At 66.5% G+C, this 12,372-nt stretch carries 17 protein-coding genes; 9 read left to right on the top strand and 8 right to left on the bottom strand.

The features are described from left to right. Positions 1-65 precede the first annotated feature (65 nt). A complete protein-coding gene (tenA, locus tag G6N44_RS03570; protein WP_163661180.1) occupies positions 66-749 on the top strand; it encodes a thiaminase II in 684 nt (227 codons plus the stop codon). Positions 750-814: 65 nt separating this feature from the next. Here the strand turns inward: tenA and tpx are convergent, their stop codons facing one another. After that, positions 815-1,309 (bottom strand): thiol peroxidase, encoded by a 495-nt coding sequence (gene tpx / locus G6N44_RS03565; RefSeq protein ID WP_163661178.1) that lies wholly within the window; start codon positions 1,307-1,309, stop codon positions 815-817. Between the two features lie 62 nt (positions 1,310-1,371). Between tpx and G6N44_RS03560 the strand changes: the two genes are divergently transcribed. Then, positions 1,372-2,265: an aminoglycoside phosphotransferase family protein gene (locus G6N44_RS03560; protein ID WP_163661176.1), complete on the top strand. Its 894-nt coding sequence runs from the start codon at positions 1,372-1,374 to the stop codon at positions 2,263-2,265. 4 nt (positions 2,266-2,269) lie between these two features. Here the strand turns inward: G6N44_RS03560 and G6N44_RS03555 are convergent, their stop codons facing one another. Then, positions 2,270-2,593: a hypothetical protein gene (locus tag G6N44_RS03555; RefSeq protein ID WP_163661174.1), complete on the bottom strand. Its 324-nt coding sequence runs from the start codon at positions 2,591-2,593 to the stop codon at positions 2,270-2,272. Between the two features lie 160 nt (positions 2,594-2,753). Next, positions 2,754-3,719 (bottom strand): o-succinylbenzoate synthase, encoded by a 966-nt coding sequence (locus G6N44_RS03550; RefSeq protein ID WP_163661172.1) that lies wholly within the window; start codon positions 3,717-3,719, stop codon positions 2,754-2,756. A 101-nt stretch (positions 3,720-3,820) separates the two neighbouring features. Here G6N44_RS03550 and G6N44_RS03545 point away from each other — a divergent pair, with 101 nt between their 5' ends. Beyond that, the gene (locus G6N44_RS03545; protein ID WP_163661170.1) at positions 3,821-4,069 is read left to right on the top strand and encodes a hypothetical protein; all 249 of its coding nucleotides are present in this window, start codon (positions 3,821-3,823) and stop codon (positions 4,067-4,069) included. Between the two features lie 18 nt (positions 4,070-4,087). After that, a complete protein-coding gene (locus G6N44_RS03540; RefSeq protein WP_163661168.1) occupies positions 4,088-4,750 on the top strand; it encodes an MOSC domain-containing protein in 663 nt (220 codons plus the stop codon). A gap of 27 nt (positions 4,751-4,777) precedes the next feature. Here the strand turns inward: G6N44_RS03540 and G6N44_RS03535 are convergent, their stop codons facing one another. Next, positions 4,778-5,425, bottom strand: coding sequence for an HD domain-containing protein (locus G6N44_RS03535; RefSeq protein WP_179964539.1), 648 nt, complete (start codon positions 5,423-5,425; stop codon positions 4,778-4,780). A 29-nt stretch (positions 5,426-5,454) separates the two neighbouring features. Next, positions 5,455-5,997 carry a cupin domain-containing protein gene (locus tag G6N44_RS03530; protein ID WP_163661164.1) on the bottom strand — a complete coding sequence of 181 codons (543 nt, stop codon included), beginning with the start codon at positions 5,995-5,997 and terminating at the stop codon, positions 5,455-5,457. A gap of 101 nt (positions 5,998-6,098) precedes the next feature. On the opposite strand from G6N44_RS03530, the gene G6N44_RS03525 reads away from it, so the two are divergent. Next, complete coding sequence (locus tag G6N44_RS03525; RefSeq protein ID WP_163661162.1) at positions 6,099-7,070, top strand: GlxA family transcriptional regulator; 972 nt, start codon at positions 6,099-6,101, stop codon at positions 7,068-7,070. A 9-nt stretch (positions 7,071-7,079) separates the two neighbouring features. On the opposite strand, the gene G6N44_RS03520 is transcribed toward G6N44_RS03525, so the two are convergent. Beyond that, on the bottom strand, positions 7,080-7,769 hold the full coding sequence (locus tag G6N44_RS03520; RefSeq protein WP_163661160.1) for an Rv0518 family GDSL lipase: 690 nt from the start codon (positions 7,767-7,769) through the stop codon (positions 7,080-7,082). Positions 7,770-7,924: 155 nt separating this feature from the next. Next, on the bottom strand, positions 7,925-9,139 hold the full coding sequence (locus G6N44_RS03515; protein WP_163669549.1) for an acyltransferase family protein: 1,215 nt from the start codon (positions 9,137-9,139) through the stop codon (positions 7,925-7,927). 330 nt (positions 9,140-9,469) lie between these two features. On the opposite strand from G6N44_RS03515, the gene G6N44_RS03510 reads away from it, so the two are divergent. Continuing rightward, complete coding sequence (locus G6N44_RS03510; RefSeq protein ID WP_163661158.1) at positions 9,470-9,712, top strand: hypothetical protein; 243 nt, start codon at positions 9,470-9,472, stop codon at positions 9,710-9,712. Positions 9,713-9,727: 15 nt separating this feature from the next. On the opposite strand, the gene G6N44_RS03505 is transcribed toward G6N44_RS03510, so the two are convergent. Continuing rightward, on the bottom strand, positions 9,728-10,276 hold the full coding sequence (locus G6N44_RS03505) for an Rv1352/Rv1906c domain-containing protein (RefSeq protein WP_163661157.1): 549 nt from the start codon (positions 10,274-10,276) through the stop codon (positions 9,728-9,730). Positions 10,277-10,333: 57 nt separating this feature from the next. On the opposite strand from G6N44_RS03505, the gene G6N44_RS03500 reads away from it, so the two are divergent. The 3 genes from G6N44_RS03500 to G6N44_RS03490 are packed head-to-tail and all read left to right on the top strand — an operon-like array spanning position 10,334 to position 12,350. After that, positions 10,334-11,494 (top strand): alkaline phosphatase family protein, encoded by a 1,161-nt coding sequence (locus G6N44_RS03500; protein ID WP_163661155.1) that lies wholly within the window; start codon positions 10,334-10,336, stop codon positions 11,492-11,494. Between the two features lie 47 nt (positions 11,495-11,541). After that, positions 11,542-11,868 carry a DUF732 domain-containing protein gene (locus G6N44_RS03495; RefSeq protein WP_163661153.1) on the top strand — a complete coding sequence of 109 codons (327 nt, stop codon included), beginning with the start codon at positions 11,542-11,544 and terminating at the stop codon, positions 11,866-11,868. Positions 11,869-11,885: 17 nt separating this feature from the next. Continuing rightward, a complete protein-coding gene (locus G6N44_RS03490; protein ID WP_163661150.1) occupies positions 11,886-12,350 on the top strand; it encodes a DUF5078 domain-containing protein in 465 nt (154 codons plus the stop codon). Positions 12,351-12,372 lie beyond the last annotated feature (22 nt).

Here is a 12,372-nt window from a genome sequence, read left to right as displayed (position 1 = left end):
CGTTGCAGTACAGGGCATACCGACAGGGGTAACCGCGTTTGCCGATTACCTGACACGATGGTGGCATGCACCCCGACGAACATCCGCGATCCTGGTCGGCCCAACTCTGGGAGCCGATCGAACCGACGTTCACCGCGATCCTCACGCACCCGTTCCTGACCGGCCTGACCGACGGCAGCCTCGACGACGCGGCGTTCGCCCATTACGTGGCACAGGACGTCCACTACCTGCGCGACTACGCCCGTGCCTTGGCCATCGTCGCCGCCAAGGCCCCCGATCTTGCCGACACCGCGATGTTCTCCCGGCATGCCGCGGAGGTCTTCGATGTCGAATTGGGTCTGCACAGCGAACTGCTCCCAGAGCTGGGGCTGGATGTCGAGATGCTGAACGCGACGCCCGTCGCGCCGACCACACGCGCCTACACGAGCTATCTACTGGCCGCTGCCTACGGCGGCACGTTCGCCGAAGGCCTGGCGGCGGTACTTCCGTGTTACTGGATCTACGCCCGGGTCGGGGCGGCGCTACTGGAACGCGGATCGCCGGATCGGCGTTATCAGCGGTGGATCGACAGCTACGGCGGCGACGAGTTCGCCGCCACGGTTGCCGAAGTACTCGACCTGACGAATCGAGTCGGACCGACACTGGGCGGGGCGGACGAGGCCGCCGCACGAGCCCATTTCGAGGTCACGGCGAGATACGAATGGATGTTCTTCGACGCGGCCCATCGCCGCGAGCAGTGGCCGATCTGAAGGCGGCCCACCGGTTGTCCGTACCGTCCCTCACCGGCGCAGGCGCCGGCGAAGGACGGTGAGGACTACTGCAACGCGGCCAGCGCGGCCTCGTAGTTGGGCTCCTGGACGATCTCGGGCACCAGTTCGGTGTAGGCCACGTTGCCGTCGGCACCGACTACGACGACGGCGCGTCCCAGCAGACCGGCCATCGGGCCGTCGGCCATGGTGATTCCGAAATCCTCTCCGAAGCTGTCACGGAACGTCGACGCAGTGATGACGTTCTCGATCCCCTCGGCTCCGCAGAAACGGCTGAGCGCGAACGGCAGGTCCTTCGACACGCACAGGACCGTGGCTCCGCCGGCGGCCGCACGTTCGTTGAAGGCACGCACGCTGGCGGCGCATATCCCGGTGTCGACCGACGGGAAGATGTTCAGCAGCACTGGCTTGCCCTGGAACTGATCGCTGCTGACCGCGCCGAGATCGGTGCCGACGAGCGAGTAGTTCGGGGCCGGGCTACCGACAGCGGGCAGGTCTCCGACCGTGTTGATGGGGTTTCCCTTGAGAGTTATCTGTGCCATAGGGCACAGTCTGTCAAAACCGGGTGCCGAGCGGGCGAGCCGGGGTGCGACGATGAGGCGCGATGATCGATCTGCCCGAGGCCGTGCGCGTGATGGGCAGGCGCGGACCGCAGTGGCAATCGTGGGTCGACGGCTTGCCGCGCACGATCCGGGACCAGTTCGACGAATGGGACCTGCACGCCGACGGGCCCGCCCTTCACGGCCACTGCTCGATCGTGCTGCCGGTACGCACCGGCGAGGGCGCGCCCGCAGTCCTGAAGGCCGCCTTCCCCGACGACGAGTCCGCACACGAACACCTCGCGTTGCGACGGTGGGCGGGAGTGGGAGCGGTCCGGTTGCTGCGCGCAGATCCACACCGGCGAACGATGCTGCTGGAACGGCTGCACCACCGAAATCTCAACGAGCTCTGGGATATTGAGGCGTGTGAGATTGTCGCCCAGCTGTACGGCCGGATTCATGTGCCAGCACTGCCGCAGCTGCGTTCGCTCGCCGAACTCATCTCACGGTCGTCGGCGGACCTGGCACGCCTCCCCCGCAACGCCCCGGTTCCGCATCGACTCGTGGAACAGGCGATCACCCTCGGCAGCGATCTGGCGGCCGATACCGGTGCCACCGGAACCCTGATCCACGGCGACCTGCACTACGCGAACCTCCTCGCCGGCGACCGCGACCCCTGGCTGGTGATCGACCCGAAGCCGATCAACGGGGACCCGCATTACGAGGTCGCACCGATGCTGTGGAACCGCTGGGATGAGCTGGCGGGTTACGTTCGCGACGGGGTCCGGCGCCGGTTGTCGGCTCTGGTCGACGCCGCCGGCCTGGATTTCGACCGGGCCCGCGCCTGGGTCGTCGTACGGATGGTGCACAACGCGATGTGGGAGCTGACCGAATCGCCCGAACCCGACCCGGACTGGCTCACCAGATGTGTGGCGATTGCCAAGGCTGTGCAGGACTGAGCCCTCAGATGACCTTGTACGTGAGGTCGTACAGTGCGCCTGCGCCGCTGAACTGCCGGGTGAGCTCACCCCGGCCCAACTCCTCCGACCGGATGAGTATCGAGCCGACGTCCTCCATTTCGTCGGTACGCACGTCCACCTCCCGCAACACGATCTCCAACTGGCCATCGAAGGGCAACAGTCGGTCCAGATCGACCACATCCCCCTGGCACATCGAAACAGCCTTGAACTGAAATCCGTCAGCGCGGCTGATACTGAGCGCATCGGTCCCACCGGTGTCCTGAGTCTTTACGGCCCGGAGTTCGGACAGCTTGGCGAACAACGACATGGCGTCCTCCGTTGGATCTTCCCCGCCAGCGGTAGCTGACGAAGTCGATTCTCGAGTTGGCGCCACGTCGTACACATGCGTAGTGCGCTACTTGAATCTGTTCCGCGAAGGATGCCGCTCCCAGCCCGGTGTCACCTCAACCGAAGGACATCGAGGCAGCTCACGAGGCGGAAATGGCACTCTGCAGGCGCTCGCGCCACCAGGCCAGCCTGGTCGGGTCGGTCACCGCGTACCGCTCGAGTTGGTCGCGCTGCGGCGCCGGGGGCATCGGTGCGACCGGGAGGTAGCCATCCACCGCGACCAGGGAACGCGAATCCGCGACGACGTCGCCGGCGAGAATTCCCCTGGTTCCCAACTCGCACGCGAACGCCAACTCGGGTAACGCGCCCGCCAGTGCGAGTCCCGCGGCAAGTCCGATGGTCGTCTCCAGCGTCGAGGTGACCAGACACGGCAACCCGCAGGACTCCGCGACGCGCAGGGCACGCCGGGCCCCGCCCAACGGTCCGGTCGCAAGCACGGCCATGTCGGCCGCCTCGCTGAGCCGCAGGCTCCTCGGGTCCTCGGATTCGCGGATCGACTCGCCGACCGCGATGGGCACCTCGACCCGGCGCCGCACCTGCGCCAACTCGTCGACCGTAGGGCAGGGCTGCGCGATGAACTCCAGTCCGCCGACCGCGCGATCGAGGGCACCGATGGCGGTGACTGCGGTGTCTGGATCCCACCGGCCCTTGGCGTCACACCTGAGGACGCCCTCCGCGCCGAGTCCGTCGCGCACCGCCCGGACCCGCTCCACGTCCTGGGCCAATCCCCCGACACCCACCTCGACCGCGGCGGTCCGGCAACCCGATGCGGCGGCGATCTCGTGCGCCCGTACGGCGTCGACAGCGGGAATGGTGACCGCGATGGGTACCCGTCCGCGGACCGGGTCAGGCCAGCCGACGGTACCCGGCTCGATGGCCGCCGTGAGCCAGCGGCCCAGTGCGCGCTCATGCGGCAGCGGGCTGAACTCCCCCCAGCCCTGCGGCCCCTCGATGAGCATGCCCTCGCGAACCGTGAGCCCAGCGATCGGCTCGATGGTCGGGATGGCGAAAACCGGCGCACGGTCAAAGTCGATCAGGGTCTGCACAACCACGTGACGCTAGCGGACGGAACCCGCCGTCGGCGGACAACCCGCGGCTTAGACTGCACCCGTAGGTCCGGAGAGGTGTAGCGATGAGGAGACAACCGATGACGAGCGCGGTGTGGCGCGGGGTATGCACAGTGCTGTCGGCCGCGGTGCTGGCGGCTGGGTCGATGGCGGTGGCCACGATCGTGACGCCGGCGCCGAGTTCGGCGTGTGCTCCCGGGGAAACCGGCGTCATCTACGGTTGTGCACCTTTCTGCATACCGGGCCGGCAGCTCGACACCGCGACCGGGCTGTGCCTGCCGGTGCAACCCCCGCGCACTCCCAATAGTGTTGCGACACCGCTTTTCTAAGCTATTACGCTGGGCATCATGGCGCAGGTACTGACGGTCAACGTGGCTCATCCACGACCCAACACCGCCGAGGGGCGTGCCGTCACCGGCATCGACAAGCGTCCCGTCGACGGGGCGGTCGCGGTACGTGCACCGGGCCCGATGCACGGCGGGCTCGGTAGCGGCCTGGTCGGCGACACGATCGGCGACCAACAGTTCCACGGCGGCGACGATCAGGCGGTGTACGCCTACGCACGCGAAGATCTCGACGGCTGGCAGACCGAGTTGGACCGTGAGATCGCCAATGGCGTGTTCGGCGAGAACCTGACAACGGCGGGCATCGATGTCACCGACGCCGTCATCGGCGAGCGGTGGCGGGTCGGTTCCGACGGGCTCGAGCTCGAGGTGTCCCGGCCGCGTATCCCCTGCCGGACGTTCGCCAACTGGTTGCAGCTCAACGGGTGGGTAAAAACCTTTACCAGGGCGGCGATTCCGGGTGCGTATCTGCGACTGGTGACACCTGGATCGGTATCTGCCGGCGACGAGATCGTGGTGACCGATCGACCCGACCATGCCATCACCGTCGGGTTCGTGTTCCGGGCACTGACCCTGGAGCCACAGCATCTGCCCGCCATCCTGCAGGCGCCCGCCCTTCCGGAACCCCTGCGGGAACTCGCCGAACGCCGCACCGCCTCCGGCTGACCAATCGGGGGCCGCCTGCGGGACAGGCTATTCCGGCCACTTATTGGCGAGGATCACCTCGACGAAGTCCTCGCGCACGAACGAATCGTCGAAGTGGGCGAGCACGTCGGCGTTGACGGTGCCGAAGGTCGATGCCGGGCGCTGCTGCACCCCGTCGGTGAACGCCTGCAGGATCCGGTTCTTGAAATCGGGCCGCGGATGCGCCGTGGTGACGGCGCTGAGATCGCCCGGCGTCAGGTTGCCGAGGCCGATCCCGAGCACATCGGTTTCCACACCGGCTGTCACCAAAGCGATCTCAGGCTCGAGGAACTCGGGAACACCCGGGGTGGTGTGCAGCGCGATGCCCAGCCAAACCTTGCGCGCGGCAGCCTCGTCAACCCCGTGCTGCAACAGGAAGTCCCGTGCGGCATTGGCGCCGTCGACCTCGAAGCGCAACTGTGAAGACGAGCGGTACCCCTGCGTCAACCCGATGTCGTGGAACATGGCACCGACGTACAGGAGTTCGAGATCGGGCTGCAACCCTCGGCGCAGACCCTGTAACGCACCGAAGTAGAACACCCGGCGGGAGTGATGGAACAGCAGATCGTCCTCGACACCGCGGATGTACTCGGTGGCCGCCCGCACCAGCGCGGTGTCCGGCAGTTCGATCCCGGCAATGTTGTCGGTCAGTGACATCGTCACGGTGTGCCTCCTTCAAACGTGAATCAATGGGTGGGCGGGTTCAGGTGATAGCGGGCCACAATGTCGTCGAACCATTCCGGCGCGCCGTAAGTGAGGCCGTACTTGCTCGAGAGTTCGATGAAATCGGCGGTGGTGTGCAGGACCGGGCTGTCAGGCCGGGTTTCACCGGTTGAGGTGAGTAGCTCACCGAGTTCGCGGAAATAGTTCTCGAAACCATTTCCTGGGGTGATCACTTCGATGATGCGGCCCGGGGTCGAACCCGCGTTCCACATGGCGTGCATCTGCCCACGCGGCTTCGTGATATATCCACCCGGTCCCAGGACGACCTCACTGTCGTCGGAGCGGAAACCGATCTCACCGGACAACACGATCGAGTGTTCGTCCTCGTTGGTGTGGCGGTGCGCCGCGGTGATCATGCCGACCGCGAAGGGATGCTCCACAATCGAGACCAGGCCTCCGGTGGTGCGGCCGCCAAGCTTGAAAACCGCTCCGAAGCCGGGGATTTCAGCGGTATCCCCGGCCCCGGGCTGGACCACTGTGACGGTTGCACCTGCGGTGAATGACATGTGATCCTCCTTGTCGGTGTGTCACCAGTCTGTGGCCCGACTCGACTCCCCGGCCATGTCTGATCCGCCATGTTTCCCACAGAAAGCGACACAATGGACCGATGGCACAGGTTCTGGAGCCACGTGAGATCGTGATCGTCGTCTTCGACGGGATGAAACTGCTGGATGCCGCCGGGCCCGCCGAGGTCTTCGCCGAGGCCAACCGGTACGGCGCCGGCTACCGCCTACGGATCGCCTCGGTCGACGGCGCCGACGTCCTCACCTCGATCGGCACCAAGTTCGCGGTGACCGATCGAATCGCGGAGATCAACGGTGTGGACACCGTATTGGTCTCCGGCGGAGACAATCTCGTGGGCCGGCCGATCGATCCGGGTCTGGTGGCAGCGCTGCGAGACCTGCCTGGTCGGACCCGGCGACTCGCGTCGATCTGCACCGGGTCCTTCATCCTCGCCGAGGCCGGCTTGCTCGACGGCCGCCGGGCCACCACGCACTGGCGGCACGCACGGCTGCTGGCCCGGGCATATCCCACGATTTCAGTCGAACCCGATGCCATCTTCGTCCGGGACGGGGCCGTGTACACGTCAGCGGGAGTATCCGCAGGCATCGATTTGGCATTGGCGCTGGTGGAGTCGGATTGCGGCGCTGAACTGGTACGCGCCGTCGCCCGGTCACTGGTCGTGTATCTCAAGCGGGCCGGCGGCCAGTCACAGTTCTCCACGTTGGTCGAGTCGGATGCTCCGGCAGAGTCGGCATTGCGTCGGGTCACCGACGCGATCGCGGCCGAACCCACCGCCAACCACAGCGTGAAAAACCTTGCAGCACTGGCCTCATTGAGCACCCGGCAGCTGACCCGGCTGTTTCAAGCCGAGCTGGGCACCACACCGGCACACTACGTCGAAACGGTACGGATCGATCTCGCACGAGCAGCTCTCGACGCGGGACGCCGGGTCGGAGAAACCGCCCGACTGGCCGGGTTCGGGAGCGCCGAGACCCTACGCCGGGTGTTCGTCAACCACCTCGGGGTGTCACCGAAGGCGTACCGCGACCGGTTTCGCACCACCTCCGGCGACTGAGCTCGGCGCTCAGATCCAGCGAGGAAGCTCCTTGCCGATCAACGGTGCGATCTTGTCGGCCATATAGGCGTGGCCGGCGTCGGTCGGGTGGATGCCGTCGGCCCCGATCAGTTCCGGGTTGTCGAAGAACCAGCGCTCGGCGATCGGATCGACGAACGTCGCCCCGACCTGCCGGGCCTGATCCCGCAGGATGTCACGAACCCCGAACAGATTCGGTGGAACATCGGCGTTCACCCACGGCGGCCCGATCACCAGCATCCGAGCGTTCGGGGCAGCCTGCCGTGCCATCGTGAGGGCATCGTGGCTCAGCCGGGTGACCACACCCAGGTCAGCGTCCTTGTCGTTGCGCGACCCGAAGAAGACGATCAATGCGTCGTCAGGCTGCACTGCCCTGGGTGTCAGGTCGGCGAAGATGCTGCCGCGGTTGCCGCGGGCCTCGTAGCCGGCACCACCCTCGGCAACCACATCGGCGTCCACCTGCACACCGCGCTGTGCCAGCTTCTGCCAGGCCAGCGGCGCCCAGTTCCTGGGCCCCATGCCGCCCTCGGCGAGCATGCCCGTGGTGTAGGAGTCCCCGATCACCGCGATGTGGTTGATCTGGGGGTCCAGGCCCGACGTGACAAAGCGCTGCTGAGGAGCCTGTGCGAACAGCCCGACCAATAGGCCGAGTGAGACGATGAAAGTGGTCAGACGACTCACTGCAACCTCCACTGCCGGCGAGACTCAATTCGTCCCGGACCGCGATACCGGGACAGCCTAAGGTGTGAATCGCGGCCGTAGATAGGCGGTCGGTGACACAGCGATAACAAGGGCATAACAACCTGTCGCGCAGGGGGTTTGGATGGTTACAGCGGTCAGCCCGCGCGGGCCGTAACCTCGTCGGACCGGTCTGCCGACTCAGTGTCGATCCGGTGCAGTCTCTTGTTCGGCGGGTCGACCGGGCGGATATCGACCATCCTGCGCATCCAGCGCCTGGCCGGCTCCTCCACGAGGTGGTACAGCGCCATCGCGCCGATCACCGAGATCGCGAACAGGCCGAGCAGTGTCGCGTTACCCGAGAGCGTCGGTGTCAGGCTCAGCTCGAATTGCCTGGTGGTCCAAATCCAGGCGGTATGGACCAACTCGTGCACCATGTACAGGCCGAACGAGATCTGTCCGCCATAGACCAGCAGGCGGGTGGACAGCAATGCCGGCAGGCTGCCGACGCCGACCGCCAAGGCGACCACCTGCGGAACGAAAAGGATGTCGACCATGCCGCCGGCATCGCCGACGGTGTTCAACGGGTGCTTGTCGAAGAAGTACAGTCCGCCGACGATCGCCGCGCCCAACACGATCGAGAGATAGCCCGCACGCGTGCGGGTCCGATCCCTCAGATGCAGCTTGCGCACCGCCGCGCATGCGAGTGCACCGGCGGTGAACTGCATGACGATCCGGGGCAGCCAACTCCACGGGGTGTAGAAGTGGCCCGTGGCCATCAACAGCACGACCGGTGGCACTGCGGCGACGATGGCCAGCAGGATCAGGCCGCGCGCCCGGGTGGCGCGCGCGATCCGGAAGATGACCAGAATCAGCGCTCCGAACAGAAGGTAAGCCAACCACTCGGCGCTGATCGACCATGCCGGCCCATCCCAGCTCGAGCCGTCGAAGTAGGGCTGGAACCAGAGTTGGACCAGGAACAGTTGCCGCACATAGCTGACGGCGTTGTAGCCACTGGTGTCCTCGGGCGGGATATGTCCGACGTTGAGGGTGAAGATCAGCCACAGTGCCGCCAGGTGCAGCGTGACGAGGTACACCGGCCACACCCGCGACAACCGCAGCCACAAGAAGTGCAGTGTGGCCCGGGTGGACCAGGTCGGCCCCATCCGGTCGATGTAGTTCCAGGTCAGGACGAACCCGCTGAGGATGAAGAAGAGGTCGACACCCTGTGCGCCGCGGTCGAGCACGGGGGCGAGCGCTTCGGTGACGTCAGGTGCCACCTGGTAGAGCAGGGGCCTGAAGTGGAAGAGCACCACCCACACCGCGGCAACGATGCGCAGTCCCGTCAGGGCCTTGATCTCTGCGCCGCGCACAACACCCTTTTCCGTATCCACCAAGCTGATTCATCACGTTTCCGCCGTGGCCGGCCGGGCGGATCGGCCCGCGATTCGCGCAGCCGGCAGCCCTCGCAGACTAGCAGCGTGCCGGTGCCCGCCGCGCTCCCCGCGCGGTGTGCACTTCCTGTGTGACACGCCTGGGCGCGCGAACCGCGGAGTGGGTGATCTTGTGCAGCAAAGCATTTGCCGATGTCGACGCGCCCACCGGATCGTCGGGCTGTGCGCCACCGCGGCGTGTCCGACTCCTGGCAGTCCGCTCAGCGGGCCGATAGGCTCGGGTCACGTGATCTCTCGGGGAGGTTTGAGATGACCAACATCATCGGCCGCTGCGCCGCAGGCATCGGCACGGTATTGGTGCCGTTCGGTCTGCTGGCAGTGGTCACGGTCGCCACACCGGCAGTCAGCTGGGCCGACTGCGGGGCCGGCGAGTGGTGGGATCCGGTGGCGAATGTGTGCCGCCCGCCGGTTGTGCCGCTGGGATGCGACAACGGCTGGTGGTGGGACCCGGTCAGCAACACCTGCCGGCCGCCGCTGCTACCGCCCGGCTGATCTCAGGGCGACCCATCAGGGCATCGGCACCGAGGAACCGTCGTAGTTGCGGGCATTGTTGTTGAGTGAATCCATCCAGGCCCGCAGCTTGGCGCCGCCGACCAGGGCCGGAATCGTGCCGTTGGCCGGAGTGTCGGGGGCGGCGTCGGTGGGCTGCCACGGCTGGCAACCACTCGTCTTGAACGCCTTGTCGGTCGCCTCGATCGTGATGACCTGTGGCTTCTTGGTGAACGCGTTGTCGATGATGTCGCCGCCGTGCAGGTCGGCCATGCGCTTCCAGTAGCAGGTGCCGCCCTCGACCGGGCCGGCCGAGGCGTAGTTGCCCGGCTGGATGTCGGTGCCGACCACGAAGAGGCCGTCGTGATCGATCACCTTTGCGGCGACAGGTGCTGCGGGAGCGTCGGCGGACGCGGGAGCCTCGGGGGCCGGCTGGATCGGACCCGGGGGCGGACCGGGCGCGGGGATGGGGGCCGTGTCCGGATCGGCGCTGGCGATGCCGCTGAACGCTCCGCCTGCAGACACCACCAGGGCGGCGGCGAGGATCACGGCTTTCATCGGCTTCATGAAAACCCAGGGTACCGGGTACAGCGACGTGCTCGGGATCTGTGGCACGCTCGCGGTGTGGAGCCCGCGCGTCCCGATCCCGATGCACCCCACCTGGCCGATGTGGTCCCGTCGGTGCTCGCCGCGATGGGTGCACCCGGGTTCGATGCGCGGATTCCCTGGGCCGGCCCGATCCGCGGAGCCTGCGTTCTGCTGATCGACGGACTCGGCGCCGACCTACTGGCCGCCCATGCCGCCGATGCACCGGTCCTGACCGGCATGTCGGACCAAGCTTCCAGTCCGACACTGCACGTCGGGTTCCCGTCCACCACGGCAGCGGGATTGGCGGCGATCGGCACCGGACACCGCTCGGGTGAACACGGATTTGTCGGTTACTCGTTCCGGGTCCCCGGGGCCGGCCCGGAATTCGATGTGATCAATGCACTTCGGTGGCGCCCCCATCCGTGGGGACCCGACCTTCGCGACCGGGTGGTGCCCGAACAGCTCCAACCGATGCCCACCACCTTCGAACAGGCCCGAGCGGCCGGTTTCGAGGTCTCGGTCGTATCGGGCGCCCAGTACGCCGGGTCCGGACTGACCCGGGCGGTGCTGCGCGGTGGACGTTACGTCGGCGTTCATGCCCTCGGCGATCTCGCTGCCGAGATCATCGCGGCCGTCGCAGGCAGCGGCTTCTGCTACGGATACCACGCCGACCTCGACCTGGTGGGCCACCTGCACGGACCCGGATCGCCCGCCTGGCGAATGCAGTTGCGGCAGGTCGACCGCCTGGTGGAGTCGGTGCTGGAGGCATTGCCGTCGGAGTGCCTGCTGACCGTGGTGGCCGACCACGGCATGGTCGCCGTCGATCCTGCGGCGGCAGTGGACATCGACGAAAGCACCCCACTCCGCGACGGGGTGGTTGCCGTCGGTGGTGAAGCCCGTGCCCGGCATATCTACACCGCTGACGGTGCGGCCGACGATGTGCTCAGTGCATGGCGCACCACCCTGGCGGATTCCGCGTGGGTGATGTCTCGGAGCGAGGCCATCGCGGCGGGTTGGTTCGGACCTCGGGTACGTGACGACGTCCGGTCCCGAATCGGTGATGTCGTCGCCGCGGCGTGCGGTTCAACCGCATTGCTGAGACGCCAGGCCGAACCCCTGGAGTCGGCATTGATCGGCCATCACGGTTCGCTCACGCATGCCGAGCAATATGTCCCCTTGCTGTCGGCGATCGGCTGAGCGAACCGCCCACCGGAAACAGGCTTAGATGGGCTAAGATTCACCGCATGAAGCTTGCAGGGCTGGCAGTGATCGGTGCCGCGGCGGCAATCGCCTTCGCCGCTCCCGCACAAGCCGAGATTGATACAGATTTCGCCAATGAGCTGCACACCTTTGGCATCTACGGGCAGCGCGACTACAACGCCTGGATCGCCAAGATCATGTGCAAACGACTGCACAACGGCGTCGACCACACCGCCCAGGACTCGGTCGGCTTCGTCAAGAAGCAACTGGCCAAGGACAGCAGCGACGCCCAGGCCTGGCAGTTCACCGGCACCGCCATCAACTACTACTGCCCCGATCAGCGCTCCGTCTACGAACAGGCCGCGCACTAACCGACTTTGGGAGCACCATGTCCAACCGCACGAGCGTCACAAACCTGATCCGCACCGGCATCGCCGCCTGCGCCGTGGCCGGCAGCCTGGCCACCGCCGGCATCGCAGGCGCCGACGCCACCGACGACTACCCCATCCCCAACCGCATCCTGCGCACCCCCTGCACCGCCGAACAGATCATGGCCGCCGCCCGCGACGTCGAACCCGTCTACTACGAGCGCTACATGATCGACTACAACAACAAGCCCGTCGCCGACCAGCAGGGCGCCCAGGACCGCATCCACTGGTTCTTCTCCATGGACTACGCCGGCCGCCGCCAATACTCCGAGAACATGGCCACCAACGCCTTCTTCGAGAACATGTCCTGGCGCTGGCCGAACTGGGCCAAACTGTTCTTCAACAACAAGGGCGTCGCCGCCAACACCACCGACATCTGCCAGAGCTACCCACCCAACGACATGTCGGTCTGGGACTGGCACTGACGGATCTCGATGCGGGCTGGGT

The sequence above is a fragment of the Mycolicibacterium alvei genome (assembly GCF_010727325.1).
GTDB classification, from domain to species: domain Bacteria; phylum Actinomycetota; class Actinomycetes; order Mycobacteriales; family Mycobacteriaceae; genus Mycobacterium; species Mycobacterium alvei.
The sequence above is the reverse complement of the archived record's forward strand: the minus strand, read 5'-3'. Positions and strand labels throughout refer to the sequence as shown.

What these genes read in the sequence shown, in the direction of transcription:
- G6N44_RS03505 (WP_163661157.1), bottom strand. Translation starts at nt 10,276, where the DNA reads ATGAAGCCGATGAAAGCCGTGATCCTCGCCGCCGCCCTGGTGGTGTCT.
- G6N44_RS03545 (WP_163661170.1), top strand. Translation starts at nt 3,821, where the DNA reads ATGACGAGCGCGGTGTGGCGCGGGGTATGCACAGTGCTGTCGGCCGCG.
- G6N44_RS03490 (WP_163661150.1), top strand. Translation starts at nt 11,886, where the DNA reads ATGTCCAACCGCACGAGCGTCACAAACCTGATCCGCACCGGCATCGCC.
- G6N44_RS03555 (WP_163661174.1), bottom strand. Translation starts at nt 2,593, where the DNA reads ATGTCGTTGTTCGCCAAGCTGTCCGAACTCCGGGCCGTAAAGACTCAG.
- G6N44_RS03530 (WP_163661164.1), bottom strand. Translation starts at nt 5,997, where the DNA reads ATGTCATTCACCGCAGGTGCAACCGTCACAGTGGTCCAGCCCGGGGCC.
- G6N44_RS03495 (WP_163661153.1), top strand. Translation starts at nt 11,542, where the DNA reads ATGAAGCTTGCAGGGCTGGCAGTGATCGGTGCCGCGGCGGCAATCGCC.
- G6N44_RS03525 (WP_163661162.1), top strand. Translation starts at nt 6,099, where the DNA reads ATGGCACAGGTTCTGGAGCCACGTGAGATCGTGATCGTCGTCTTCGAC.
- G6N44_RS03510 (WP_163661158.1), top strand. Translation starts at nt 9,470, where the DNA reads ATGACCAACATCATCGGCCGCTGCGCCGCAGGCATCGGCACGGTATTG.
- G6N44_RS03540 (WP_163661168.1), top strand. Translation starts at nt 4,088, where the DNA reads ATGGCGCAGGTACTGACGGTCAACGTGGCTCATCCACGACCCAACACC.
- tenA (WP_163661180.1), top strand. Translation starts at nt 66, where the DNA reads ATGCACCCCGACGAACATCCGCGATCCTGGTCGGCCCAACTCTGGGAG.
- tpx (WP_163661178.1), bottom strand. Translation starts at nt 1,309, where the DNA reads ATGGCACAGATAACTCTCAAGGGAAACCCCATCAACACGGTCGGAGAC.
- G6N44_RS03560 (WP_163661176.1), top strand. Translation starts at nt 1,372, where the DNA reads ATGATCGATCTGCCCGAGGCCGTGCGCGTGATGGGCAGGCGCGGACCG.
- G6N44_RS03535 (WP_179964539.1), bottom strand. Translation starts at nt 5,425, where the DNA reads ATGTCACTGACCGACAACATTGCCGGGATCGAACTGCCGGACACCGCG.